Origin of the sequence: Curtobacterium sp. UNCCL20 (genome assembly GCF_900101675.1) — a bacterium.
Lineage (GTDB): Bacteria > Actinomycetota > Actinomycetes > Actinomycetales > Microbacteriaceae > Curtobacterium.
Window position 1 is genome coordinate 599,472 of the sequence record NZ_FNKG01000001.1, and the last position, 22,590, is coordinate 622,061.

Annotated in this window: 19 protein-coding genes and 3 tRNA genes; 10 read left to right on the forward strand and 12 right to left on the reverse strand. The window is 69.0% G+C overall.

Annotated features, from left to right (window positions below; genetic code table 11):
• Positions 1–113 precede the first annotated feature (113 nt).
• The 5 genes from gyrB to BLT36_RS03025 all read left to right on the forward strand — a co-directional run bounded on the left by gyrB (position 114) and on the right by BLT36_RS03025 (position 5,563).
• A complete protein-coding gene (gene gyrB, locus BLT36_RS03005; RefSeq protein ID WP_092091814.1) occupies positions 114–2,117 on the forward strand; it encodes a DNA topoisomerase (ATP-hydrolyzing) subunit B in 2,004 nt (667 codons plus the stop codon).
• Between the two features lie 131 nt (positions 2,118–2,248).
• Positions 2,249–4,906 carry a DNA gyrase subunit A gene (gene gyrA, locus BLT36_RS03010; RefSeq protein ID WP_092091816.1) on the forward strand — a complete coding sequence of 886 codons (2,658 nt, stop codon included), beginning with the start codon at positions 2,249–2,251 and terminating at the stop codon, positions 4,904–4,906.
• Entirely contained in the window at positions 4,899–5,306 is a 408-nt protein-coding gene (locus BLT36_RS03015) for a DUF3566 domain-containing protein (protein ID WP_071291657.1), read from the forward strand. The genes gyrA and BLT36_RS03015 overlap by 8 nt, the downstream gene beginning before the upstream one ends.
• Positions 5,307–5,381: 75 nt before the next feature.
• A tRNA-Ile gene (locus BLT36_RS03020) sits at positions 5,382–5,458 on the forward strand.
• A 32-nt stretch (positions 5,459–5,490) separates the two neighbouring features.
• Positions 5,491–5,563 (forward strand) — tRNA-Ala (locus BLT36_RS03025).
• Between the two features lie 464 nt (positions 5,564–6,027).
• Here BLT36_RS03025 and BLT36_RS03030 read toward each other — a convergent pair.
• A complete protein-coding gene (locus BLT36_RS03030) occupies positions 6,028–6,600 on the reverse strand; it encodes a hypothetical protein (RefSeq protein ID WP_092091818.1) in 573 nt (190 codons plus the stop codon).
• A 117-nt stretch (positions 6,601–6,717) separates the two neighbouring features.
• On the opposite strand from BLT36_RS03030, the gene BLT36_RS03035 reads away from it, so the two are divergent.
• Entirely contained in the window at positions 6,718–7,257 is a 540-nt protein-coding gene (locus tag BLT36_RS03035; RefSeq protein WP_070417461.1) for a peptidylprolyl isomerase, read from the forward strand.
• A gap of 8 nt (positions 7,258–7,265) precedes the next feature.
• A complete protein-coding gene (locus tag BLT36_RS03040; RefSeq protein WP_092091820.1) occupies positions 7,266–8,135 on the forward strand; it encodes a rhomboid family intramembrane serine protease in 870 nt (289 codons plus the stop codon).
• A 355-nt stretch (positions 8,136–8,490) separates the two neighbouring features.
• Here BLT36_RS03040 and BLT36_RS03045 read toward each other — a convergent pair whose 3' ends face one another.
• The gene (locus BLT36_RS03045) at positions 8,491–8,745 is read right to left on the reverse strand and encodes a cell division protein CrgA (RefSeq protein WP_079237606.1); all 255 of its coding nucleotides are present in this window, start codon (positions 8,743–8,745) and stop codon (positions 8,491–8,493) included.
• A gap of 81 nt (positions 8,746–8,826) precedes the next feature.
• On the opposite strand from BLT36_RS03045, the gene BLT36_RS03050 reads away from it, so the two are divergent.
• Positions 8,827–9,471 carry an anthranilate synthase component II gene (locus tag BLT36_RS03050; protein WP_092091822.1) on the forward strand — a complete coding sequence of 215 codons (645 nt, stop codon included), beginning with the start codon at positions 8,827–8,829 and terminating at the stop codon, positions 9,469–9,471.
• A 158-nt stretch (positions 9,472–9,629) separates the two neighbouring features.
• On the opposite strand, the gene pknB is transcribed toward BLT36_RS03050, so the two are convergent.
• The 7 genes from pknB to BLT36_RS03085 all read right to left on the reverse strand — a co-directional run bounded on the left by pknB (position 9,630) and on the right by BLT36_RS03085 (position 18,860).
• On the reverse strand, positions 9,630–11,444 hold the full coding sequence (gene pknB / locus BLT36_RS03055) for a Stk1 family PASTA domain-containing Ser/Thr kinase (protein WP_302847102.1): 1,815 nt from the start codon (positions 11,442–11,444) through the stop codon (positions 9,630–9,632).
• A 121-nt stretch (positions 11,445–11,565) separates the two neighbouring features.
• Complete coding sequence (locus BLT36_RS03060) at positions 11,566–13,320, reverse strand: protein kinase domain-containing protein (protein WP_092091824.1); 1,755 nt, start codon at positions 13,318–13,320, stop codon at positions 11,566–11,568.
• On the reverse strand, positions 13,317–14,771 hold the full coding sequence (locus BLT36_RS03065; RefSeq protein ID WP_092091826.1) for a peptidoglycan D,D-transpeptidase FtsI family protein: 1,455 nt from the start codon (positions 14,769–14,771) through the stop codon (positions 13,317–13,319). The genes BLT36_RS03060 and BLT36_RS03065 overlap by 4 nt, the downstream gene beginning before the upstream one ends.
• Complete coding sequence (locus BLT36_RS03070; protein WP_254787298.1) at positions 14,768–16,273, reverse strand: FtsW/RodA/SpoVE family cell cycle protein; 1,506 nt, start codon at positions 16,271–16,273, stop codon at positions 14,768–14,770. Before BLT36_RS03070 ends, BLT36_RS03065 begins: the two co-directional genes overlap by 4 nt.
• Entirely contained in the window at positions 16,270–17,625 is a 1,356-nt protein-coding gene (locus tag BLT36_RS03075; protein WP_092091828.1) for a Stp1/IreP family PP2C-type Ser/Thr phosphatase, read from the reverse strand. The genes BLT36_RS03070 and BLT36_RS03075 overlap by 4 nt, the downstream gene beginning before the upstream one ends.
• 6 nt (positions 17,626–17,631) lie before the next feature.
• Positions 17,632–18,183 carry an FHA domain-containing protein FhaB/FipA gene (locus BLT36_RS03080; protein ID WP_092091830.1) on the reverse strand — a complete coding sequence of 184 codons (552 nt, stop codon included), beginning with the start codon at positions 18,181–18,183 and terminating at the stop codon, positions 17,632–17,634.
• Positions 18,180–18,860, reverse strand: coding sequence for an FhaA domain-containing protein (locus tag BLT36_RS03085; protein WP_092091832.1), 681 nt, complete (start codon positions 18,858–18,860; stop codon positions 18,180–18,182). Before BLT36_RS03085 ends, BLT36_RS03080 begins: the two co-directional genes overlap by 4 nt.
• 86 nt (positions 18,861–18,946) lie before the next feature.
• On the opposite strand from BLT36_RS03085, the gene BLT36_RS03090 reads away from it, so the two are divergent.
• A tRNA-Leu gene (locus BLT36_RS03090) sits at positions 18,947–19,033 on the forward strand.
• Between the two features lie 149 nt (positions 19,034–19,182).
• Here BLT36_RS03090 and BLT36_RS03095 read toward each other — a convergent pair.
• The gene (locus tag BLT36_RS03095; protein ID WP_092091834.1) at positions 19,183–19,596 is read right to left on the reverse strand and encodes a hypothetical protein; all 414 of its coding nucleotides are present in this window, start codon (positions 19,594–19,596) and stop codon (positions 19,183–19,185) included.
• Positions 19,597–19,620: 24 nt separating this feature from the next.
• Between BLT36_RS03095 and BLT36_RS03100 the strand changes: the two genes are divergently transcribed.
• The gene (locus tag BLT36_RS03100; protein WP_092091835.1) at positions 19,621–20,319 is read left to right on the forward strand and encodes an NUDIX domain-containing protein; all 699 of its coding nucleotides are present in this window, start codon (positions 19,621–19,623) and stop codon (positions 20,317–20,319) included.
• On the opposite strand, the gene BLT36_RS03105 is transcribed toward BLT36_RS03100, so the two are convergent.
• Positions 20,305–20,919, reverse strand: coding sequence for a TetR/AcrR family transcriptional regulator (locus tag BLT36_RS03105; protein WP_092091837.1), 615 nt, complete (start codon positions 20,917–20,919; stop codon positions 20,305–20,307). The two genes, BLT36_RS03100 and BLT36_RS03105, sit on opposite strands and share 15 nt — an antisense overlap.
• A gap of 9 nt (positions 20,920–20,928) precedes the next feature.
• The gene (locus tag BLT36_RS03110) at positions 20,929–22,524 is read right to left on the reverse strand and encodes a PucR family transcriptional regulator (RefSeq protein ID WP_092091839.1); all 1,596 of its coding nucleotides are present in this window, start codon (positions 22,522–22,524) and stop codon (positions 20,929–20,931) included.
• Positions 22,525–22,590: the final 66 nt, after the last annotated feature.

Genomic DNA, 22,590 nt, shown 5'->3' on the forward strand with positions numbered 1-22,590 from the left:
GTGCCAAATTCGCCCGCTGGAGGGCCGATTCCAGCCCTCGGACCAGGGGGTCCTGAGGTAGACTGGGGGGTGCAGTGCGCGGGTGTTCCGCGCGCAGGCAGGAGCACCCTCGAATGACATCCGGATCTGACGACGACCGACAGGACTCGTCCGGCGAGCAGACCCCGCAGACCGAACCAGCGTACGGCGCAGACCAGATCCAGGTACTCGAAGGACTCGAAGCCGTCCGGAAGCGCCCGGGCATGTACATCGGGTCGACGGGGCCGCGCGGTCTGCACCACCTCGTGCAGGAGATCGTCGACAACTCCGTCGACGAGGCGCTCGCGGGCTACTGCGACACCATCAACGTCACCATCCGCGAAGACGGCGGCGTCCGCGTGGTCGACAACGGCCGTGGCATCCCCGTCGGGATCCACGCCGCCGAAGGCGTCTCGACCGTGCAGGTCGTCCTGACCGTGCTGCACGCCGGCGGCAAGTTCGGCGGCGGCGCCTACGCGGTGTCCGGCGGGCTGCACGGCGTGGGTTCCTCCGTCGTGAACGCGCTGAGCTCCGAGCTCGACGTCGAGGTCCGGCAGCAGGGCCACGTCTGGCGCCAGAGCTACACCGACGGCGTCCCGGTCGCACCGCTCTCCAAGGACGAGGAGTCCGACGAGCACGGCACCACGATCACGTTCTGGCCGAACGCCGAGATCTTCGAGACCGTCGTCTTCGACTACGAGACCCTCCGCACGCGGTTCCAGCAGATGGCCTTCCTCAACAAGGGCCTCCGGATCACGCTGCAGGACGAGCGCACCCCGGACGAGGGCGAAGAAGCCCGTCAGGACTCCTTCCTCTACGAGCGCGGGCTCGCCGACTACGTCGAGTACCTCAACGCGCAGAAGAAGGCCGACCTGGTGCACCCGGACGTCATCGGCTTCGAGGCCGAGGACCCGGAGCGCAAGATCGCGCTCGAGGTCGCGATGCAGTGGAACACCTCCTACCAGGAGAGCGTCCACACCTTCGCGAACACGATCAACACGCACGAGGGCGGCACCCACGAAGAGGGCTTCCGCGCCGCGCTGACGTACCTGGTGAACAAGTACGCGCGCGAGGCGAAGATCATCAAGGAGAAGGACGACAACCTCACGGGCGACGACATCCGCGAAGGGCTGACGGCCGTCATCTCCGTGAAGCTCGGCGAACCGCAGTTCGAGGGCCAGACGAAGACGAAGCTCGGCAACACCGAGGCGAAGGGGTTCGTGCAGCGCGTCGTCGGCACCGAGCTCACGCACTGGTTCGAGAGCAACCCGACCCAGGCGCGCGACGTCGTCCGCAAGGCGATCCAGGCGTCGCAGGCCCGGCTCGCCGCCCGCAAGGCGCGCGAGACCACCCGTCGCAAGGGTCTCCTCGAGTCCGGCGGGATGCCGGGCAAGCTGAAGGACTGCCAGTCGAAGGACCCGACCGTCTCCGAGATCTTCATGGTCGAGGGTGACTCCGCCGGCGGTTCCGCCGTGCAGGGTCGGAACCCGATGACGCAGGCGATCCTGCCGCTGCGCGGCAAGATCCTGAACGTCGAGAAGGCCCGCCTCGACCGTGCCCTGGCCAACCAGGAGATCCAGTCGATGATCACGGCCTTCGGTGCCGGCATCGGTGAGGACTTCGACCCGGACAAGGCCCGGTACCACAAGATCGTGCTGATGGCCGATGCCGACGTCGACGGCCAGCACATCACGACGCTGCTGCTCACGCTGCTGTTCCGCTACATGCGGCCGCTCATCGAGCGCGGCTACGTGTACCTCGCGCAGCCGCCGCTGTACCGCCTCAAGTGGTCGAACTCGGCACACGAGTACGTGTTCAGCGACCGCGAGCGCGATGCCCTGATGGCCGCGGGTCTCGCCGCCGGCAAGCGCATCCCGAAGGACAACGGGATCCAGCGCTACAAGGGCCTCGGCGAGATGGACTACAAGGAGCTGTGGGACACCACGATGAACCCGGACACCCGGACGCTCCTGCAGGTCACGCTCGAGGACGCGGCTGCGGTCGACAGTGTCTTCGCGACGCTGATGGGCGAGGACGTCGAGTCCCGTCGCCAGTTCATCCAGCAGAACGCCAAGGACGTCCGGTTCTTGGACATCTGATCTCGGCCTGGAGGCGCGGTGCGAGCCGCGTCGACCAGGCCCGACCACCTGTCGTCGCGCCCGGCGCGACGAACGGAACCAGTGCCTCCAGGCCGACGCCCGGAGGGCCACCAGAAAGGTGACCAAGCCACATGGCTGACGACAACGAGAACGGCGCCGACGAGCAGCCGGAGATCGTCCACGGCGACAGCGGGGACATCGTCGTCTCCGGTGACCGCATCTCCCAGGTCGACCTGCAGCTCGAGATGCAGCGGTCGTACCTCGACTACGCGATGTCGGTCATCGTCGGTCGTGCACTGCCGGAGGTCCGCGACGGACTGAAGCCGGTGCACCGCCGCGTGATCTACGCCATGTTCGACGGCGGCTACCGCCCGGACCGCGCGTTCTCGAAGTGCTCGCGCGTCGTCGGCGACGTGATGGGACAGTTCCACCCGCACGGTGACAGCGCGATCTACGACGCGCTCGTCCGTCTCGTGCAGCCGTGGTCCCTGCGCTACCCGCTCGCGCTCGGCCAGGGCAACTTCGGCTCGCCGGGCAACGACGGTGCCGCTGCTCCGCGGTACACCGAGACCAAGATGGCGCCGCTCGCCATGGAGATGGTCCGGGACATCGACGAGGACACCGTCGACTTCCAGGACAACTACGACGGTCGCACCCAGGAACCGGCGATCCTGCCGGCGCGCTTCCCGAACCTGCTCGTCAACGGTTCGGTGGGCATCGCGGTCGGCATGGCCACGAACATCCCGCCGCACAACCTGCGCGAGGTCGCCGCCGGCGCGAAGTGGGCGCTCGAGCACCCCGATGCCACGCGTGAGGAGCTCCTCGGGGCGCTCATGCAGCGGATCAAGGGCCCGGACTTCCCGACCGGCGCGCAGATCCTCGGTACCAAGGGCATCCAGGACGCGTACCGCACCGGCCGTGGCTCGATCACCATGCGCGCGGTCGTCAACGTCGAGGAGATCCAGGGCCGCACGTGCCTGGTCGTCACGGAGCTGCCGTACCAGGTCAACCCGGACAACCTGGCGATCCGCATCGCCGAGGGTGTCAAGGACGGCAAGCTCTCCGGCATCGCGGACATCCGTGACGAGACCTCCGGTCGTACCGGTCAGCGCCTCGTCATCGTGCTGAAGCGCGACGCGGTCGCCAAGGTCGTGCTGAACAACCTGTACAAGCACACGCAGCTGCAGGAGAACTTCGGTGCGAACATGCTCGCGATCGTCGACGGCGTCCCGCGCACCCTCGCGCTCGACGGCTTCATCTCGGCGTGGGTGGACCACCAGATCGACGTCATCGTCCGCCGCACCCAGTACCGGCTGCGCGAGGCCGAGAAGCGTGCGCACATCCTGCGCGGCTACCTCGCCGCCCTCGACGCCCTCGACGAGGTCATCGCCCTCATCCGCCGGTCGCCCGACGTGGAAGAGGCCCGTACCGGCCTGATGGACCTGCTGTCCGTCGACGAGATCCAGGCCCGCGCGATCCTCGAGCTCCAGCTCCGCCGCCTCGCCGCCCTCGAGCGGCAGAAGATCCACGACGAAGCAGACGAGCTCGAGCGGAAGATCGCCGACTTCCAGGACATCCTGGGGTCGGAGACCCGCCAGCGCACGATCATCGGCGACGAGCTCGAGGAGATCGTCGACCGCTTCGGCGACGATCGCCGCAGCGAGATCCTGCTCGGCTTCGACGGCGACATGTCGATCGAGGACCTCATCCCCGAAGAGGAGATGGTCGTCACCATCACCCGCGGTGGCTACGTCAAGCGGACCCGCAGCGACAACTACCGGTCGCAGCACCGCGGTGGCCGAGGCGTGAAGGGTGCGCAGCTGCGCGCCGACGACATCGTCGAGCACTTCTTCGTCACGACGACGCACCACTGGCTGCTGTTCCTCACCGACCAGGGCCGGGTCTACCGCGCCAAGGCGTACGAACTGCAGGAGGGCGGCCGTGACGCCAAGGGCCAGCACGTCGCCAACCTCCTCGCGATGCAGCCGGACGAGCAGATCCAGCAGGTACTCGACATCCGTGACTACGAGGCGGCGCAGTACCTCGTGCTCGCCACCGCGCACGGACTCGTCAAGAAGACGGCGCTGACCGAGTACGACACGAACCGCACCGGTGGCATCATCGCGATCAACCTGCGCGATGGCGACACCCTCGTGCAGGCGCTCCTCGTCGACGAGCACGACGACCTGCTCCTCGTGTCGAAGCACGGCATGTCGCTGCGCTTCACCGCGACGAACGACACCCTCCGTCCCATGGGCCGCTCGACCTCCGGCGTGAAGGGCATGTCCTTCCGCGACGACGACTCGCTGCTCGCAGCCCGGGTCGTGTCGGACGACGGCTACGTGTGGGTCATGACCGAGGGCGGCTACGCGAAGCGGACCTCCGTCGACCAGTACCGCGTGCAGGGCCGTGGTGGTCTCGGCATCAAGGTGGCCAAGCTGGCTGCCGACCGAGGCGATCTTGTGGGTGCTCTCATCGTGGGTGAGGACGACGAGGTGCTCGTCGTGCTGCAATCGGGCAAGGTGGTAAGGTCTGCCGTGTCCGAGGTGCCCGCCAAGGGCCGTGACACGATGGGTGTGGTCTTCGCGAGGTTCGCGGAGAACGACCGGATCATCGCGGTGGCCCGGAACACAGAGCGGAACCTGGACGACCAGGACGACGCCGAGATCGAGCCCGCGGGCCCGGTGGAGACGGTCAGCCCTGACGAAGCGGCCCCGGAACCCGCCGACCCCGCCGACACCGAGCCTGTCGAAGACGAGGCCGGAGAGGACCAGCCAAGCAATGAGTAGTGTCGCCGAGAAGCTCCAGAAGAAGGCGAAGCGACCCGTCGGCACCCGCCAGGTGCGACTGCGTCTCGTGTACGTCGACTTCTGGTCGATGGTGAAGCTCAGCTTCCTCATCGCCCTGGCCGGGTCCATCGTGATCGTCGTCGCCACCGCGCTGGTGTGGGTCATCCTCAACCAGACGGGGGTGTTCGGTGAGATCGACTCCCTGCTGAAGGACGTCACCGGGCAGAACAACTACTCGATCATGGACCAGTTCTCGCTGGGCCAGGTGCTCGGGTTCTCCATCGTCGTGGGCATCCTCAACGTGGTCGTCGGCACCGTGCTCGGCGCGATCGTGAGCGTCCTCTACAACCTCAGTGTGCGGATCACCGGCGGCCTGCTCGTCGGGTTCACGAACAACTGACACACCCGGCCGGATGCGGCCGACCGCTCGATTTCGCTCTGCGGCATCGGTACGGTAGGCTTTCATCCGGTCTGAGGGGCTATAGCTCAGGCGGTTAGAGCGCTTCGCTGATAACGAAGAGGTCCAAGGTTCAAGTCCTTGTAGCCCCACCATCCTCCGCTGGCACCCGTACGATGGGTGTCTCGGGGCCTTAGCTCAGTTGGTAGAGCGCCTGCTTTGCAAGCAGGATGTCAGGAGTTCGATTCTCCTAGGCTCCACTCACAGCTCCTGCTGGTCAGCGACTTCGTCGCTTTCCCAGGGGCTCGTTCTGTTCCACCCGCGCCGCCGCCCCTGCGGCGCGTTCGTCGCGGGTCGACGCGCCACTCGGGTCGCCCTTGTTCGGCTCGTTCCTCGCCTCACCGGATCGTTCCGTCGTGCTTGTCTGCGCCTTCGGCGCGCCGCTCCGCGATGCGATGTGCCGAAGTACATTCCGCTCCGGCCGTACCTTCCGTACCGGCCGTACATTCTATTCCGGCCGGGAGGCGCGTATCGGGCCCGCCCCGCGCCTCCCGGCCGCAACGTGGCTGGTCGCCACCGCCACCGCCACCGCCGTCGGCCGCGAGATCGCGGAAGGTGGCGGAACCTGGCGTTGTGTGAGCTCCTTCCTGCGATCTCGGCGGACGTGAGCGGGACGACGAAGGGCCCCGGCGGGATGCCGGGGCCCTTCGTACGAACCGGGAGGTCAGGCGGAGGGCTTCTCCGCCGTGTCGGCGTCGTCGGCGACCCAGAGGTCGTCGTCGGCGCGGAGCGTCTGGTACGCGGCGTACGCGGCACCCGCGACGGCGACGACGCCGACCACGATGAGCGCGACACCGCCGAAACCGATGCCCTTCTTCTGGTGCGGAACGTACTTCTCCGCAGCCTTCTTCGCCTTCTTGCCCTTCTTCTGGGCGTTCTTCACGATCTTCTTGACGCGCGGGTCCTTCGCGAGGTCGCCCACGCTCAGGACCGAACCCGCCGTGGCGACCAGTCCGGGGACGACCTCGGACTGGAAACGGTGCGAGGCGTTCTGGGCTGCACTCGTCGCGGCGTGCACGCCCGTGGCGACAGCCGGCCGGATGCCGTTGTCGATCGCGTTCTGCACGCGCGGTGCGATGTCCTTGCGTGCGGCGTCTGCGGCGTGGGACCGCGCCTCCGCAAGGATCGAGTTCGCGTGCTCGAGGACCTTGCGCTGCTCTCCGAGGAGCGAGGCGGTCTGGCCCTTGAGCTTCTTGATCTGCTTCCGGCGCTTTCGCGGGATCTCGATCGTCGTCATCTGGTACCTCCATCGGAACGGCGTGCCACCCATCCTGCCACCGGACTACCTGACAGGTCACGGAACCGCAGCTGTGGGAACGGTCTGACCGTCAGCAGTACATGCGAGAATCGGAACATGTCTCTGCACACCGCTGTCGCAACGATCCACACGAACAAGGGCGACATCCGCGTCAACCTGTTCGGCAACCACGCTCCCAAGACCGTCAAGAACTTCGTCGACCTCGCGACCGGCAAGCAGGAGTGGACCCACCCCGGCACCGGCAAGGTCTCGACGGACAAGCTCTACGACGGTGTCGTCTTCCACCGCATCATCAAGGACTTCATGATCCAGGGCGGCGACCCGCTCGGCCAGGGCATCGGTGGTCCGGGCTACCGCTTCGACGACGAGATCCACCCGGAGCTCACCTTCCAGAACCCGTACATCTTCGCGATGGCGAACGCCGGCATCCAGGGCGGTCGCGGCACCAACGGCTCGCAGTTCTTCATCACCACGGTGGCGACGCCGTGGCTGCAGGGCAAGCACACCATCTTCGGCGAGGTCGCGGACGACGAGTCCCGTGCCGTGGTCGACGCGATCGAGGGCGTGGCGACCGACGGCCGTGACAAGCCGCTCGAGGACGTCGTCATCCAGAGCATCGACGTCGAGGACGTCTGAGCCACCACGTGAGCGATCCGGCGTACACCTCGACCAACACCTGCTACCGGCATCCCGATCGGCAGAGCTTCGTGCTCTGCCAGCGGTGCGGGCGGACCATCTGCCCGGAGTGCCAGACGCCGGCGGCCGTCGGGGTGCACTGCCCGGAGTGCGTGCGTGAGCAGCGTGCACAGTTCCAGGCGAACCGTCGGGCGACCGGGCCGAGTGGCTTCACGGTCGCCCGGCGGAGGTTCGCCATGCTCGACCAGAAGGCGACGGTCGTCATCGTCGGCATCTCGGTCGTGCTGTGGTTGCTCAACCAGGTCACCGGCGGCTACGTCAACCTCTGGCTGAGCTACTACACCCCACTCGTCGGCACCCAACCGTGGCGACTCGTCACCGGGTTGTTCGTGCACTCGTCGTTCCTCCACATCCTGTTCAACATGTGGGCGGTGTGGATCTTCGGACGGATGCTCGAGAACATCCTCGGGACGTGGCGGTTCGTCGCGCTCTACTTCCTGGCCGGTCTGGGCGGTGACCTCGCGGTGTCGTGGTTGAGCCCGGGCACGCAGGTGGTCGGCGCCTCGGGTGCGATCTTCGGTCTGTTCGCGGCGTTCTTCGTGATCCAGCGGAGCCTCGGCTACAACGCCGTGCAGCTCCTCGTGATCATGGGCCTCAACCTCGTCGTCGGGTTCCTGCCGGGAACGAACATCTCCTGGCAGGCGCACGTCGGTGGCATCGTCCTCGGGTTCATCACCGGGTTCGTGTTCTCGAAGACGCGCAACGTCCGGCAGCGGGGGCTCCAGATCGGGCTGCTCGTCGCTGAGGCCGTAGTCCTCGTCGCGGGGATCTTCGCCGCCTTCGTCCACATCGGGGGACTCACCGTCTACGGCCTCTGAGTCACAGCACCAGTTCCTCGAACGCCCCGTCGCACACGTGATGGGGCGTTCGTCGTTCACCGCGTCGGGAACCGCGTTGTGCTTTTCCACGCGTGCACGAGCGAGTTATCCACAGGTGTGGACAAAACGGTGAGTTACACGCGTGTGATTATCCCCACTGTGGACGAAGCTGTGGATAAGTCCCGGACACGGGTGTGGATGAGTGTGTGGAGAGTGTGGACAACTGTGGACAACAGGCAGGAAACAGCCGCAGACGACTCGTGCCCGCCACTTCCCTTGTGGACAACTGAGGAAAACGACGACGCCCGCCGCACCAGGAGGTGCGACGGGCGTCGAGGAGCAGCTGACCGGTGGACTAGCGCCAGCGGGTGGTCATGAGGAAGCCGACGAACATGATGCCGAAGCCGATCAGGATGTTCCACGACCCGAGCGACGGAACCGGCAGGGTCGTGTTCGAGATGTAGAAGACGATCACCCAGGCGAGCCCGATGAGCATGAAGCCGAACATGACCGGCTTGAACCAGACGGGGTTCGGCTGGTCCCCCGCGGTGTCGACCGAGTCGGCTCGGGTCCTCCGGGCGGGCTTGGTGCGGTCCTTGTCCTTGGCCATGGCCGGTATCCTACCGTGACCACGTGTGTGGGAAGACTCTCAGACACCCCCACACATCCCGCACGAGTACGGTGGACCGACATGACCAAGATCCTCGTCGTCGACAACTACGACAGCTTCGTCTACACGCTGAACGGCTACGTCCAGCAGCTCGGCGCCGAGACCGACGTCGTGCGGAACGACGCCTTCCCGGAGTCCGAGATCGCAGACCGCATCGCCGAGTACGACGGCGTGCTGCTGTCACCCGGACCCGGCACGCCGGCGGACGCGGGTGTGTCGATCGCGACGGTCCACGCGGCCATCGCCGCCGACAAGCCGCTGCTCGGTGTCTGCCTCGGGCACCAGGCGATCGCCGAGGCGCTGGGCGCGACCGTGACCCACGCGGACGAGCTCATGCACGGCAAGACCTCGCAGGTGGACCACGACGACAGCGCGCTCTTCACCGGGGTTCCGCACCCCTTCACGGCGACGCGCTACCACTCCCTCGCGATCGTGGACGGCACCGTCCCCGACGAGCTCACCGTCACGGCGCGGACGGGCGGTGGCGTGATCATGGGCGTCCAGCACCGCGAGCACCCCGTCTACGGCGTGCAGTTCCACCCGGAGTCCGTCCTCACCGAGGGTGGCTACCGCATGGTCGGCAACTGGCTCGAGACCACCGGGCTCCAGGGTGCGGCCGAGCGAGCGACCGGTCTGAACCCGCTCATCGCGGCGCACCGCGCCTGACGCACCATCCGCGCGCCGGGAGCGGCGCGACGGTGGTGATCCGCGCCTCCAGGCACGCACGGCGCCCGACAGGCCGACAGACCGCCGCAGGACGGACTGGAGGTGCCACTCGCCCTCGGCGATCCGCCCAGTTCCGGACGCGGCCGGTTCAGCGACCGCTACTGGCCGTCGTTCCCGCCGTCGCCGCCGTCGCCGCCGCCGCCCGGGTTGCCGTCTCCGCCGCTGGAGGCCGGCGGCTGCGACGGCTGGTCCGAGCCCGCGCAGTACGTCAGCGTGATGGTGCTGCCCTGGGGCACGTCGCCCTCGGGTGCACTCTGCTGCGTGACGATCCCGCCGGTGCACGAGTAGGACGGCGCGGGCGTGACCTTGAGGCCGAGACCGGCGAGCGTCGTGTTGGCCGTCGAGAACGGCTGCTGGGTGACGTTCGGCAGCTGGACCTTGCCGTTCGACACGGTCAGGTTCACCACGGTGCCCTTGGTGTGCTGGGTGGCCGCGGCCGGGTCGCTGCTCATCACGGTGCCCTCGGGCACGTCCGGTGAGTAGTCGGAGTTGATGGCCCCGATCGCGAAGCCGGCGGCCTTGAGCGCCTTCTCGGCTGCGTCCTGCGACTGGCTGGCGAGGTCGGGGATGGCGATCTGCTGCGGACCGAGCGAGACGATCACACGGATGTTCTGGCTGCGCCCCACGTTCGTGCCGGCACCCGGCTCCGTCCTGATGACCGTGCCCTTGTCGACGTCGTCGGAGTTCTCCTCCACCTTGACCGGAACGAGGTCGCGCTTCTGCAACGCCGACTCGGCCGAGTCGTAGGTCGCACCCGCGACGTTCGGGACGCTGACCGACGACGACACCGGCGGCTTGCCGGGCTGCAGGTTGGCGACGAAGAACACGACCGCGACGATGACCGCGGCGGTGAGGAGGATGCCGACCCAGATCCACGCGACCGGCGGACGGTTCTGGGTGCGCTGCGGACGGTGCTCGGCGGTGTCGTCGTCGAGCTCGCGGAAGGCGACCGCCGGGTTCGACGTCGTGCGCGGGTTGACCCCGAACAGGACGGTCGAGGCGTCGTGCGCGGCGTGCTGCTGCAGCTTGCGGGTCGACGCGGGCACGTGTCCCGCGGCGGCCTGCTGGAGCTCTGTGCGGAACTCGGCGGCGTTCTGGTAGCGACGCGTGCGGTCCTTCACCAGGGCGTGCAGGGTGACGGCGTCGAGCGCGGGCGAGACCCCGGGTGAGAGGGTCGACGGGGCGACCGGCTGCTCACTGACGTGCTGGTAGGCCACCGCGACCGGGGAGTCCCCGATGAACGGCGCCCGACCGGTGAGGAGCTCGAACAGCACGACGCCGGTGGAGTAGACGTCGGTGCGGGCGTCCACGGTCTCACCACGCGCCTGCTCCGGGGAGAAGTAGGACGCGGTGCCGAGGATCGAGGTGGTCTGCGCGACCGTCGCCGAGGTGTCGGTGATGGCCCGGGCGATGCCGAAGTCCATGACCTTGACCTGGCCGGAGTGCGTGACCATGACGTTGGCGGGCTTGATGTCGCGGTGGACGACGCCGGCACGGTGGGAGTACTCGAGCGCCGTGAGGATGCCCTCGGTGATGCGGACGGCTTCGTCCGGCGCCACCGGCCCGTCGCTGATGATGTCGGAGACCGGCCGTCCCTCGACGTACTCCATGACGATGAAGGGCACCTGCACCTCGGCGCCCGAGGTCTCGGTGACCGTCTCTTCGCCGGCGTCGTAGACGCGGACGATCGTCGGGTGCGCCATGCGCGCCGCGGCCTGCGCTTCCTGCCGGAAACGGGTGCGGAAGGCGGGGTCGTTGGCGAGGCTCGGCTTCAGCAGCTTCACCGCCACCTTGCGTCCGAGGCGCGTGTCGTTGCCCAGATGCACAGTGGCCATGCCGCCCCGACCGATGACTTCACCGATCTCGTAGCGGTTGGCGAGGAGGGTGATCCCCGCGGTCACACCTTCTGGCACGTACTCCTCCGAATGTCCGTCCGGGCCAGTGTACGGCAGCCGTTCCTGGTGAGACGCTGGCGACGGGGGCCCCGACCGAACCGTTACGCAACGGTGTCGCGAGCCCCCGTCCGAGGGTCAGTCAGTTGCCGTCCTGCGGACCCTGACTGGGGTTGGTGCCGTCCGTCGGGTCGACCGTCGGCTCGTCCGTCGCCTGCCACGTGTCGCTCGCCGCCGCCTCGGACGCGGCCGACGCGGGCAGGTTGCCGCACGTGACGGTGTAGCTCAGCGAGGCAGACTTGCCGATCGCGTCGATCTGGACGTCGACCGAGCGGTGATCGGCGTCGAGCGTTCCCGATGTCTGGCTCGAGCCGTCCTTGCCGCCGGTGATCGTGTACGCGTACGACGCCACGGTGTACCCGGTCGGGCAGGTGGCCGCGGCCCAGCTGAAGGTGACCCGGCCGTCGGCGGAGACCGCCCCGGGCGAAGCCGAGTTCGGCTGGTTCACCGTGGGCTGCGCCGTGTACTGCTGGATGACGACGAGGGATCCCTCGGCGAGGCTGCCCGTCGGGCTGATCGACTGCACGGTGTTCGCCTTGTCGGCGCTCGGTGCGGGGTCGCCGTCCTCGACACGCGAGGTCAGGTGCGCCTGCTGCAGCTTCGCCTGGGCGTCGGTGACCGACAGACCGACGTAGTCGGACGCGTTCACGAGGACCCTGGTCTGCGTGGGGGCCGCGCTCGGCGTCTGCGACTGCGTCTGGGTCTGCTTCGGGGTGGAGGACCGCGAGGACGACGGCTCGGGCGCGTTGTTGCCGTTGATGGCGAACGCCGCGATCACGCCGCCGATGACGAGCAGGGCGATGATCCCGACGAGCCACCAGATCCAGGCGCGCTTCTTCTTGGGCTCGTCGTCCTCGCCGGTCACCGGCGAGCCCGGGGTGCCGGGGCCCCCGGCGACGGCACCGGCCTGGGTACCGAGGAGTGCGGTCGCCGCGTCGTTCCCCTGGCCCTGCGGCGGGTTGAACGCCACGGTGCCGGCGCCGCCGATCGCGGGCACGGCGACGGTCGCGGCTGCGACGTCACCACGACGGAGTGCCTGTGCCGCACGGGCCAGGTTCGCCGCGGTGGCGGGACGGTCGGCGGGCTTCTTCGCGATGCAGGACATCACCAGGGCGGCGACGGGCTCCGGGATGTCGCCCGGGAGCGCCGGGGGCTGCTCGTTGATGTGCGCCATCGCGATCGCGACCTGCGACTCGCCCGTGAAGGGACGACGCCCCGCCAGGCACTCGTACGCGACGATGCCGAGCGAGTAGATGTCCGTCGACGGGGACGCCGGGTGCCCGCTCGCCTGCTCCGGCGAGAGGTACTGCACGGTGCCCATGACCTGGCCGGTCGCGGTGAGCGGGACCTGGTCGGCGATCCGGGCGATGCCGAAGTCGGTGATCTTGACGCGGCCGTCCGGCGTGATGAGCAGGTTGCCGGGCTTGATGTCGCGGTGCACGAGGCCCACGGCGTGCGCGGCCTGCAGGGCGTTGGCGGTCTGCGCGACGATGTCGAGGACCTTGTCGACCGGCAGCGTGTGCTCCCGCTCGATCATGGTCGAGAGCGCCTCGCCCGGAACGAGTTCCATGACGAGGTAGGCGCTGCCGTCCTCCTCGCCGTAGTCGAAGACGTTGGCGATGCCCTCGTGGTTCACGAGTGCCGCGTGCCGGGCCTCGGCGCGGAAGCGCTCGAGGAAGCCGGGATCACCGAGGTACTCGTCCTTGAGGATCTTGAGTGCGACGGTCCGCCCGATGACGAGGTCGGTGGCCTGCCACACCTCTCCCATGCCGCCGATGGCGACCCGGGACGAGAGTTGGTACCGCCCACCGAAGGTGAGTCCGCTGGTGGGTCTCATTTGTTCAGCACCGCCTCCATGACTTTCTTCGCGACCGGGGCCGCGACCGTGTTGCCGACTCCGGACTGCCCGAGCCCGCCGCCGTTCCCGACGACGACCGCGACGGCCACCTCGGGGTCCTTCGCCGGGGCGAATCCCGTGAACCAGAGTGTGTAGGGGTCGCCCGTGCCGCCCTCGGCCGTGCCCGTCTTGCCGGCGACGTCGACACCGTCGATCTTGGCATTGGTGCCGGTCCCGGAGCTGACGACGCTCTGCATGGCCTCGGTCAGGTCGGCGGATTCGGACGCGGACAGCGGGTTGCTGTACTGCTTCGGCGCGAAGGACTCGACGGTCTTCAGGTCGCTCGTGGTGATCGAGTCGACGAGCGAGGGCTGCATGACCTTGCCGCCGTTCGCGATGCCGGCCGAGACCATGGCGATCTGCAGTGGGGAGACACGGACGCTCGCCTGCCCGAAGGAGCTGAGCATGAGCTGCGCCGTCGAGTCGACCGCGGGGTACTGGCTGGCCGTCGCCCGCATCGGGACCTCGATCGCGTCACCGAAGCCGTACTTGTCGGCCATGCTCTTGATCGCGTCGTACCCGAGCTTCTGCCCGAGCTCGGCGAAGGGGATGTTGCACGAGTGCTGGATCGCGGTCCGGAGCTTCACCGTGTCGCCGCCACCGCAGGAGCCACCCTCGGCGTTGTTGATGTAGGTGCTCGTCCCCGGCAGCTGCAGCCGCGACGGGTTCGGGAACTCGGAGTCGAGGGTGTACTTGCCGCCCTCGAGTGCGGCTGAGGCGACGACGAGCTTGAACACCGATCCCGGCGTGTACAGGTCGCCGCCGATGGCACGGTTCTGCAGGGGCTTCGCGGCGCTGTTCTCGAGCGCCTTGTACTGGTCGATGACGTTCTGGGTGTCGTGCGAGGTGAGCGAGTTCGGGTCGTAGCTCTGCTTCGACACCATCGCGAGGATCTTGCCGGTCTTCGGCTGGATGGCCACGACGGCGCCGGTGTTGTCCCCGAGCGCGTCGTACGCGGCCTTCTGCACGTCGGGGTCGATCGTCAGGTTGACGTTGTCGCCCTGGACGTCCTGTCCGGTGAGGATCGCGTTGAGGTTCTGGAAGAACGAGGCGTCCGAGTTGCCGGAGAGCACGGTGTTCTCGGCGCCCTCGATGCCCGAGTTGCCCTGCCCGATCGTGAAGTACCCGGTGACGGCCGAGTACAGGTCGCCCTGGGTGTACTTGCGCTGGTACTGGTACTGGTCGTCCACCGGGGTCGACTCGGCGATCGGGCTGCCGTTCACGAGGATGGCACCGCGCTTCGTCGAGTAGCTGGCGAGGATCGTCCGCGAGTTGCGGGAGTCGGCGCGGAGCGAGTCCGCCGAGAAGAACTGGATCGAGGTCGTCGACACGAAGAGTGCGACGAACATGAGCACGATGACGGTCGAGACACCGCGGAGCTGTCGGTTCACCGGCTGTGCTCCTTCCTGGTCGCACCGGACGAGGCAGTGCCGGACGCAGCCGTGCCGCGCGCGGACAGCCCGCGTCCGGTGGTGTTCCGTCCGGCCTTGCCGCGGGCAGCGGGGATCGCGCCCTGCTGGACGCGCTGTTCGGCGGGGATCGAGTCGGTCAGCCGCAGCAGCATCGCCGCGATGATCCAGTTGGCGATGAGCGACGAACCACCTGCGGCCATGAACGGTGTCGTGAGACCGGTCACCGGGATGACCCGGGTGATGCCGCCGACGACGACGAACACCTGCAGCGCGATGATGAAGCCGAAGCCCACGCCGAGCAGCTTGCCGAAGTCGTCCTGCGCCATGAACGCCACGCGCATGCCACGGGACGCCAGGACGATGAAGAGCGCCAGGATCGCGAAGACGCCGATGAGGCCGAGCTCCTCGCCGAGCGACGCGATGATGTAGTCCGCGTTGGCGACCGGGGTGATGTACGGGCGCCCCTGGCCGAGGCCGGTGCCCGTGATGCCACCGTTCGCGAAGCCGAAGAGGCCCTGCACGAGCTGGTAGCTGCCCTGGGTCTGCCGCTGGAAGATCTCCTGGTTGAACGGGTCGAGCCACTGCTCGAACCGCCCGTGCACGTAGACGAGGGCCGACTGCGCGATGAGCGCGCCGCCGACGAACAGCCCGAGGCCGATGACGACCCAGCTGATCCGGCCGGTTGCCACGTAGAGCATCACGAGGAAGAGCCCGAAGTAGAGCAGCGCGGTACCGAGGTCACGCTGGAAGACGAGGACGGCCATCGCCGCGCCCCACATCACGAGGATCGGGCCGAGGTCGCGTGCCCGCGGGAACGTCATGCCGAGGAACTTCCGGCCGACGATCGACAGTGAGTCGCGGGCGGTGACCAGGTAGCCGGCGAAGAACAGCGCCATCGTGATCTTCGCGAGCTCGCCCGGCTGGAACGAGAACGGGCCGATCTTGATCCAGACCCGCGCGCCACCGACGTTCTCACCGATGCCGGGGAGCATCGGCAGGAGGAGCAGGGCGATCGTCAGGAACATGAAGATGTAGCGGTACCGCTGCAGGAACCGGTGGTTCCGCACGACGGAGACGGTGATGATCGCCAGGACCATCGCGAGCATCGTCCAGACGATCTGCTTCACGCCGATGGCCGACCAGCCGGTGAGGTCGTTGTGGATGTCGATCCGGTAGATCTCGGCGATGCCGATCCCGTTGAGGACCAGGGCCACCGGCAGGATGAACGGGTCGGCGTTCTTCGCGACGATCCGCAGCACCACGTGCATGATCAGCGCCAGTCCGAGGATCCCGGCACCCGTCCAGAGCACCGAGGTGTCGAACACCCGGCCCTTGGTGCCGAGCTGCACGAGGATCATCGCTCCGGCGCAGATGCCGCACGCGATGACGAGCAGCACGAGCTCGAGGTTCCGGGCACGGGCGGGTTCACGCAGCTTGATCGTGATCGCCTGCGTGAAGGACTGGGCGTTCGCGTTCGTCATCGCTTCGCCCCGGGGGACGAGGACGGCGTCGACGACCCGCTCGGCGTCGGTGTGGGCGACGACGAGGATCCGCCGTCACCGCCCGTGCCGGCCTGGTCCTGCCCCGTCTCGGCGGCCTTCCGCAGTCGGTCGACGATGTCACGCGCGTCGTCGAGCGACTGGGCGTTGATCGTGGAGCGGACGTTCTCCCGCGTGTAGTCGGGCAGCGAGGACGTCGTGATGTCGGTGTCCTCGTACACGTCCGACAGCGCGATCGGTCCGATGGACTGCTGCACGCCCTTGTAGATGGCGACGGTGCCGCGGTCGGTGCCGACGTAGTAGTGGTCCTGGATGATCCGCCAGCCGAGGAACACGGCACCGACGAGCACGGCGACCGCGACGACGAGGGCGATGGTCCACGAGATGCGGCGGCGGATCCGGCGACGTCGGTCCTCGGCGATGAGCTCGGCGAAGAACTGGTCGGACTCGGGCTCGAAGTGCGAGTCCTCGGGCGCCGTCGTGACCTTGAGCGGGTGCAGCAGGATCGTGGGGAGGCGGATCGGCTTCCGACCGGTCGATGCCTCGAAGGTCAGCGGTGCAGCGGCAGAGCCGACGGTGGTCGCCGCGTCGTCGTCGTCATCGTGCTCGGCGTCGGTGACGTCCATCACCACGACGGTCACGTTGTCCGGCGCGCCGTGGTCGAGCGTCTCCTTGACGAGGCGCTGCGTGACCTGGTTCGCGTCCATGTTCGACGCGAGGGCGTGCCGGATGCGCTCCTCGGCCAGGTACGACGACAGGCCGTCGGAGCAGAGCAGCCAGCGGTCGCCCGGCTGGATGTCCATGATCGCCGTGTCGACCTCGGGCGCGGCGTCGACGTCGCCGAGCACACGCATGAGGACGGACCGACGCGGATGGACCGCGGCTTCTTCGGGGGTGATCCGGCCGCTGTCGACCAGGCGCTGCACGAAGGTGTGGTCCGACGTGATCTGCTGCAGCTCGCCGTCACGGTGCCGGTAGATGCGCGAGTCACCGATGTGGGCGATGGCGATCTGGTCGCCGACGCGGATCATCGCGGACACCGTGGTGCCCATGCCCGTCAGTTCCTGGTGCTCGAAGACCGTCTCGGTGATGAGCTGGTTCGCGGCGATGAGTGCCGACTGCAGGGCGAACTCGGCGTCGTGGGCCGAGGGGAACTCGCGGTCGACCTCCCTGATACGTCGGATCGCGATCGCGGACGCGACGTCACCGCCGGCGTGCCCGCCCATGCCGTCCGCCACCGCGAACAGGTGCGCCCCGGCGTAGCCGGAGTCCTGGTTGTTCGCGCGGATGCGCCCCACGTGGGACACAGCGGCGCTCAGCGTGCGAGCGGTCATCCCGGGTTACCGCCGCAGCTCGAACGTCGTCGTCCCGATCGTGATCGGCGTCGCCTCGGCGATGACCACGGGGGCGGTCACCTTCTGACCGTTGACGAAGGTGCCGTTCGTGGACTCGAGGTCGGTGAGGAGCCAGCCGTCGGCGCGGAGGTCGAGGCGGGCGTGGTTGGTCGAGGTGTAGTCGTCGCGGATGACGACGTTGGACTCGCTGGACCGGCCGATCGTGATCGGCCCGCCGCCGAGCGGCATCTCCATGCCCTCGCGCGATCCCTCGGTGATCACGAGGCGGGTCGCGACCGGCGTGGCGGACTGCTGCGAGCCTCCGGGCTGGCTGATGAGGTCCGTGAAGCCGCCGCCGGACGCCGGAGCCGGCGCCGCTGCGGTCGGCACCGCCGGTGTCGTCGGACCGGACGTGCCAGCCTTCGGATCGGTCGGGATGGTGCGCACGCGCTGGCCGAACAGATCGCTCCGCAGGGCGAAGACGATCACGAACACGAACAGCCAGAGCACCGCGAGGAACGCGAAGCGCAGGACGAGCAGGGTCAGCCCTGTGGTCACCTGGTACCTCCGTCGTTCTCGGGGATCACCCGGAACACCATACGGGTACGACCGATCTCGATCGTGGAATCCGGCTCCACGATGGCCTGCTGGAAGCGCTCACCGTTCAGTTTCGAGCCGTTCGTGGACCCGAGGTCGTTGGCCTGGGCGTGCTTGCCGTCCCAGATCACCTCGACGTGCTTGCGGCTCGTGCCGGTGTCCGCGACGGTGATGTCCGCGTCCGTCCCCCGGCCGATCACCGTGCGACCACGCGTGAGCTTGTGCCGCTGCGAGCCGATGTCGAGGACCGCCACCCACGCGACGTCGCGCTGCACCGTCGTGGAGTCGATCTGCAGGATGCCCGTCGAGAGCGTGCCGTCCTGCTGCAGCCGGATCGTCACCGGACCGGAGAACGAGTAGTTCTGCGCGACCGCGTGCTGCTGGACCATCTGCGACAGCTCGTCGATGAGCGGTCGACCGACGTCGTTCATGCGGGTGAAGTCCGGCGGGGCGAGGCGCACGGTGAACTCGTTCGGCACGAGGATCCGCTCGCGCGAGACGACCGCGGCCTTCGTGTCGAGTTCTCGGCGGAGCGCGCTCGAGATCTCGACGGGCTGCACGCCGGAGCGGAAGGTCTTCGCGAACGCGCCGTTCACGGCGCGCTCCAGCCCTCGCTCGAAGCTGTCCAACAGGCCCATGGGTCTCCAGTGTTCTCGGTCGTCGACCTCTGCATGGTAGTGGTTGGCGTCTGGCACCTTCTGTGCATGGTAGTGTTCTTGGGCTGGCGCGAGTGGCGGAATTGGTAGACGCGCACGGTTCAGGTCCGTGTGCTGGAAACGGCGTGGGGGTTCAAGTCCCCCCTCGCGCACCAGGCAGAAACAGTGGAAGCCCCCGGAGAGATCCGGGGGCTTTCGCCGTTTCACAGGCCTGGAGGCACGGTTCGGCTCCGACGGATCGGCTCGGTCCCCACAAAGGGGGACCCCGGTGCCCGTCCCCGGTCCGGGGGCCGTCGCGCGGCCGTCAGCGCGCGTGTGCGTCCGGCACCACCGGCTCACGTCGGCGGAACCACGGGCGGACGCCCGGCAGGAACAGCAGGACCGCGGCGGCGACCGACACCGCCAACAGCACGAGGGAGATCCCACCGCTCGAGATGCTCAGGGCCGCTCGGAACGCTGCGACGGCGACCAGCACCCACCGGGCGGTCGACGATCCGCGGAGGACCCGCAGCACCGCCCAGACGACCGCGGACCAGACGACGAGGGACACCACCAGGGCCACGACCCCGCCGAACCCCGGGAGTCCCCAGCCCAGCGCGAAGACCACCACGGTGGATGCGACGCCGACGACGAGCCACAGCGCCCAGAGCGCCACCGAGACCGTCACCGCCCGGGGGCGCGTCGGTCGAGATCGTCGGAGGTCGTCCGTCGTGGTCATGGGATCAACCGAGACAATCGGTACATGAGCGATGACGGAACTCCGGACCGACGACCAGGCACCACCGTCCCGGACGGTCGTGGTCGGACCGGCCTCGACGCCGTCGGCCGGGGGCTCGACCGGAACCCGGACGTGGTCGTCCGGGACGTCGAGGTCGTCTCGGACGGCTGGCACGTCCTCCGTCGGACCACGCTCGACGTCCGACGCCGCGATGGCCGCTGGGACCGTCAGCAGCGCGAGACGTACGACCGCGGCAACGGAGCGGCGGTCCTCCCGTACGACGAGGAGCGCGGCATCGTCCTCCTCACCCGGCAGTTCCGCTGGCCCGCCTACGTCAACGGGCACCCGGACGGGATGCTCGTCGAGGTGGCCGCGGGACTGCTCGACGAGGACGACCCGGAGACGGCCGTGCGGCGCGAGGCGGCCGAGGAGCTCGGCATCCGGCTGGGCGACCTCGTCCACGTGTACGACCCCTTCATGAGCCCGGGCTCCGTCACCGAGCGCGTGCACTGCTACGTCGGGTCCTGGTCGCCGGCCGACCGGGTCGACGCCGGCGGCGGGATCGAGGACGAGGGGGAGGACATCGAGGTGCTCGAGGTCGGGCTCGACGAGGCGCTGGCGATGGTCGACGACGGTCGGATCGCCGACGGCAAGACGATCATGCTGCTGCAGTGGGTGGCGCTCCGCCGGGCGACGAGCGGGACGATCTCAGGCGAGCGCTGACGGTTCCAGGCCGACGGCGTGGGCGATCGTCGTCCGGACGAGTCCCTCGCGCGTCGGCCGGTCGAGGTAGTCGACGAGGGCGTAGCCGTTCGTCGCGTCGACCAGGGCGAACAGGAGCCGACCCACCTCGTCGGAGTCGTCGGTGTGCATCGAGCCGGTGCGGACGCCGTCCCGGACCACGCCGGTCGCGAGTGCCTGCCAGTCGTCCATGACCTCGCGGGCAGCCTGCGCCAGCGCGGGGTTCGTCCGCCCGATGCTCCAGGCGTCCGCCCACAGCGACGCGACGTCGTCCCGGTGCGGGTCGGCGATGCAGGCGAGGAGGGTCCGGAGGCGGGCGACCGGATCGGGTTCGGCGTCGACGAGTGCGCGGACCTCGGCGACCTCGTCCCCCGCAACCGTCCGGAAGGTCTCGCCGACGAGGTCCTCCATCGCCGGCCGGTAGTGCGCGACGAGCGAGGGTGCCACACCGACGGCGGCGGCGACGCCGCGCATCGTCACCGCGGCGAGGCCCTCGGCACGGGCCACCGTCTCGGCGGCTGCCACGATCTGGGCCTCGCGCTCCGCCGGGCTGAGCCGTCGACGAGGGGGAGTGGTGGGCACGCGGCAACCCTATTCGGCGGCTGCCGGGCGGCCCGGCCCGGATGGCCCGCCCTCGGCGGCTGCGGGCCCGCCCTCGACGACGAACGCCGCCCAGAGGTCGGCGCGGGTGGCGAACACGGACAGGTCCCGGTCGAGCAGTCGACCCGCGTGCTCGACCCGTGCCCGGGCGGTGTGCCGGTGGATGCCGAGGGCCTGGGCGGTGCGGTCGTACTCGCAGTTCTGCTCGAGCCAGGCCCGGACCGTGCGGGTGAGCTCGGTGCCCGCGGTGCGGTCGTGGTCCAGCAGGGGAGCGAGGAACGCCCGTGCGACCGCGCCGGCGTCGACGTCGACGTGGGCGAGGTGGGCGAGCACCCCCTCGCGGGCGAGGTCACCGAACTCGGTGATCCCCGGCCGTCCCTCGCGTCGGCGGTCGAGCGCCTGCACGGCTTCCGTCCTGGCACGCCCGAAGTACCGGTAGGAGGCGCCGTCGGAGAGCCCGGCGCGGAGGTCGAAGCGCCCGACGAGCTCCTCGACCACGGTGGTGTCATCGGCGCTGACGCAGAGGAAGAGGGCGTCGTCGACGGCGAAGAAGAGGTGTCCGGGGCGGTCCTGCACCCACAGCTCGAGCAGGTCCACCACCGTGTCGACGTCGTGGTCGGGGACGTCGAGCGCCGCGATCCGCACCGGCTCCGCGGGGAGGGGCCCCCAGACCTCGCGCGAGGTGGTGTCGACGACGCCGGGATCGCCGACGGACAGCATCGTGAGGAGCCCGGTGCGCAGCAGCCCCCGGGCGCGGGCGAGCTCACGGTTCTGCTGCAGGGCGAGTCCGGCGAGGGCGATCACGGACGTCACGACCTCACGGCCGGCGCGGTCGAGGGCGCCGCCGTTCGCGATGGCGAGCACGCCGCTCAGGTGACCGCCGCTCCCGAGCGTCTGCAGCGTGAAGCCGGTGCGGTGCTGCGTCGTGACGGGCAGGCTGGCGCGCTGCCCGGCCCGGAGCAGGCGGAGCGACTCGGTGCGGAGCAGCTCGAGGTCGTCGTCGGGGACGCCCTCTGCGGGGTGGCCGCGGTCGAGACGGCCGGACACGTCGAACAGCCCGACCCAGCCGTCGAGCTGTCGGGACAGCTCGGCGATGGTCGCCCCGAGTCCGTCCGGCCGCATCGCGGCGAGGGAGATGGCGCGCTGGGCGGCGAGGGCCCATGCGTTGCGGGCGTTGGCGTCACGGGCGACGGCGTCGGCGTTCGCCTGGGCGACGGCGATGAAGGACGTCTCGTACGGCACCTCGAACAGCGGGAGCCCCTGGTCGGCGCACGCGGTGACGAGTGCTTCGGGGGTGGCACGGACGACCTCGGTGCCGAACCCGAGCGCGACGACGCCCCGGTCCCGGAGGCGCGCGACGTACGCGGAGGCGAAGGACCGGGCGGACGCGTCGCCGTCGTCGTCGGCGCCGAACTGGGTGCCCGTCGTCAGGAGCCCCTGCCCGTCGGCCAGGAACGGCGTCGGGTCGGCGAGGTCGGAGCTGTGCAGCCAGGACAGCGGGGCGTCGAGGGCGTCCGACTCGGACCCGGTCAGCAGCCGGAGGTGCAGGTCGGCTCGGTGCAGCAGGGTGCGCAGCGTCGCGGGCATGGACGGAGCCTATCCGCAGAGTCGATCGCAGTCCTTCCCGGTGTACACGGCGGACAGTGGGGTGCA

Coding starts and splice junctions, on each gene's coding strand:
- gyrB (WP_092091814.1), top strand. CDS start 114: ATGACATCCGGATCTGACGACGACCGACAGGACTCGTCCGGCGAGCAG.
- gyrA (WP_092091816.1), top strand. CDS start 2,249: ATGGCTGACGACAACGAGAACGGCGCCGACGAGCAGCCGGAGATCGTC.
- BLT36_RS03015 (WP_071291657.1), top strand. CDS start 4,899: ATGAGTAGTGTCGCCGAGAAGCTCCAGAAGAAGGCGAAGCGACCCGTC.
- BLT36_RS03030 (WP_092091818.1), bottom strand. CDS start 6,600: ATGACGACGATCGAGATCCCGCGAAAGCGCCGGAAGCAGATCAAGAAG.
- BLT36_RS03035 (WP_070417461.1), top strand. CDS start 6,718: ATGTCTCTGCACACCGCTGTCGCAACGATCCACACGAACAAGGGCGAC.
- BLT36_RS03045 (WP_079237606.1), bottom strand. CDS start 8,745: ATGGCCAAGGACAAGGACCGCACCAAGCCCGCCCGGAGGACCCGAGCC.
- BLT36_RS03050 (WP_092091822.1), top strand. CDS start 8,827: ATGACCAAGATCCTCGTCGTCGACAACTACGACAGCTTCGTCTACACG.
- BLT36_RS03060 (WP_092091824.1), bottom strand. CDS start 13,320: ATGAGACCCACCAGCGGACTCACCTTCGGTGGGCGGTACCAACTCTCG.
- BLT36_RS03070 (WP_254787298.1), bottom strand. CDS start 16,273: ATGACGAACGCGAACGCCCAGTCCTTCACGCAGGCGATCACGATCAAG.
- BLT36_RS03075 (WP_092091828.1), bottom strand. CDS start 17,625: ATGACCGCTCGCACGCTGAGCGCCGCTGTGTCCCACGTGGGGCGCATC.
- BLT36_RS03085 (WP_092091832.1), bottom strand. CDS start 18,860: ATGGGCCTGTTGGACAGCTTCGAGCGAGGGCTGGAGCGCGCCGTGAAC.
- BLT36_RS03095 (WP_092091834.1), bottom strand. CDS start 19,596: ATGACCACGACGGACGACCTCCGACGATCTCGACCGACGCGCCCCCGG.
- BLT36_RS03100 (WP_092091835.1), top strand. CDS start 19,621: ATGAGCGATGACGGAACTCCGGACCGACGACCAGGCACCACCGTCCCG.
- BLT36_RS03110 (WP_092091839.1), bottom strand. CDS start 22,524: ATGCCCGCGACGCTGCGCACCCTGCTGCACCGAGCCGACCTGCACCTC.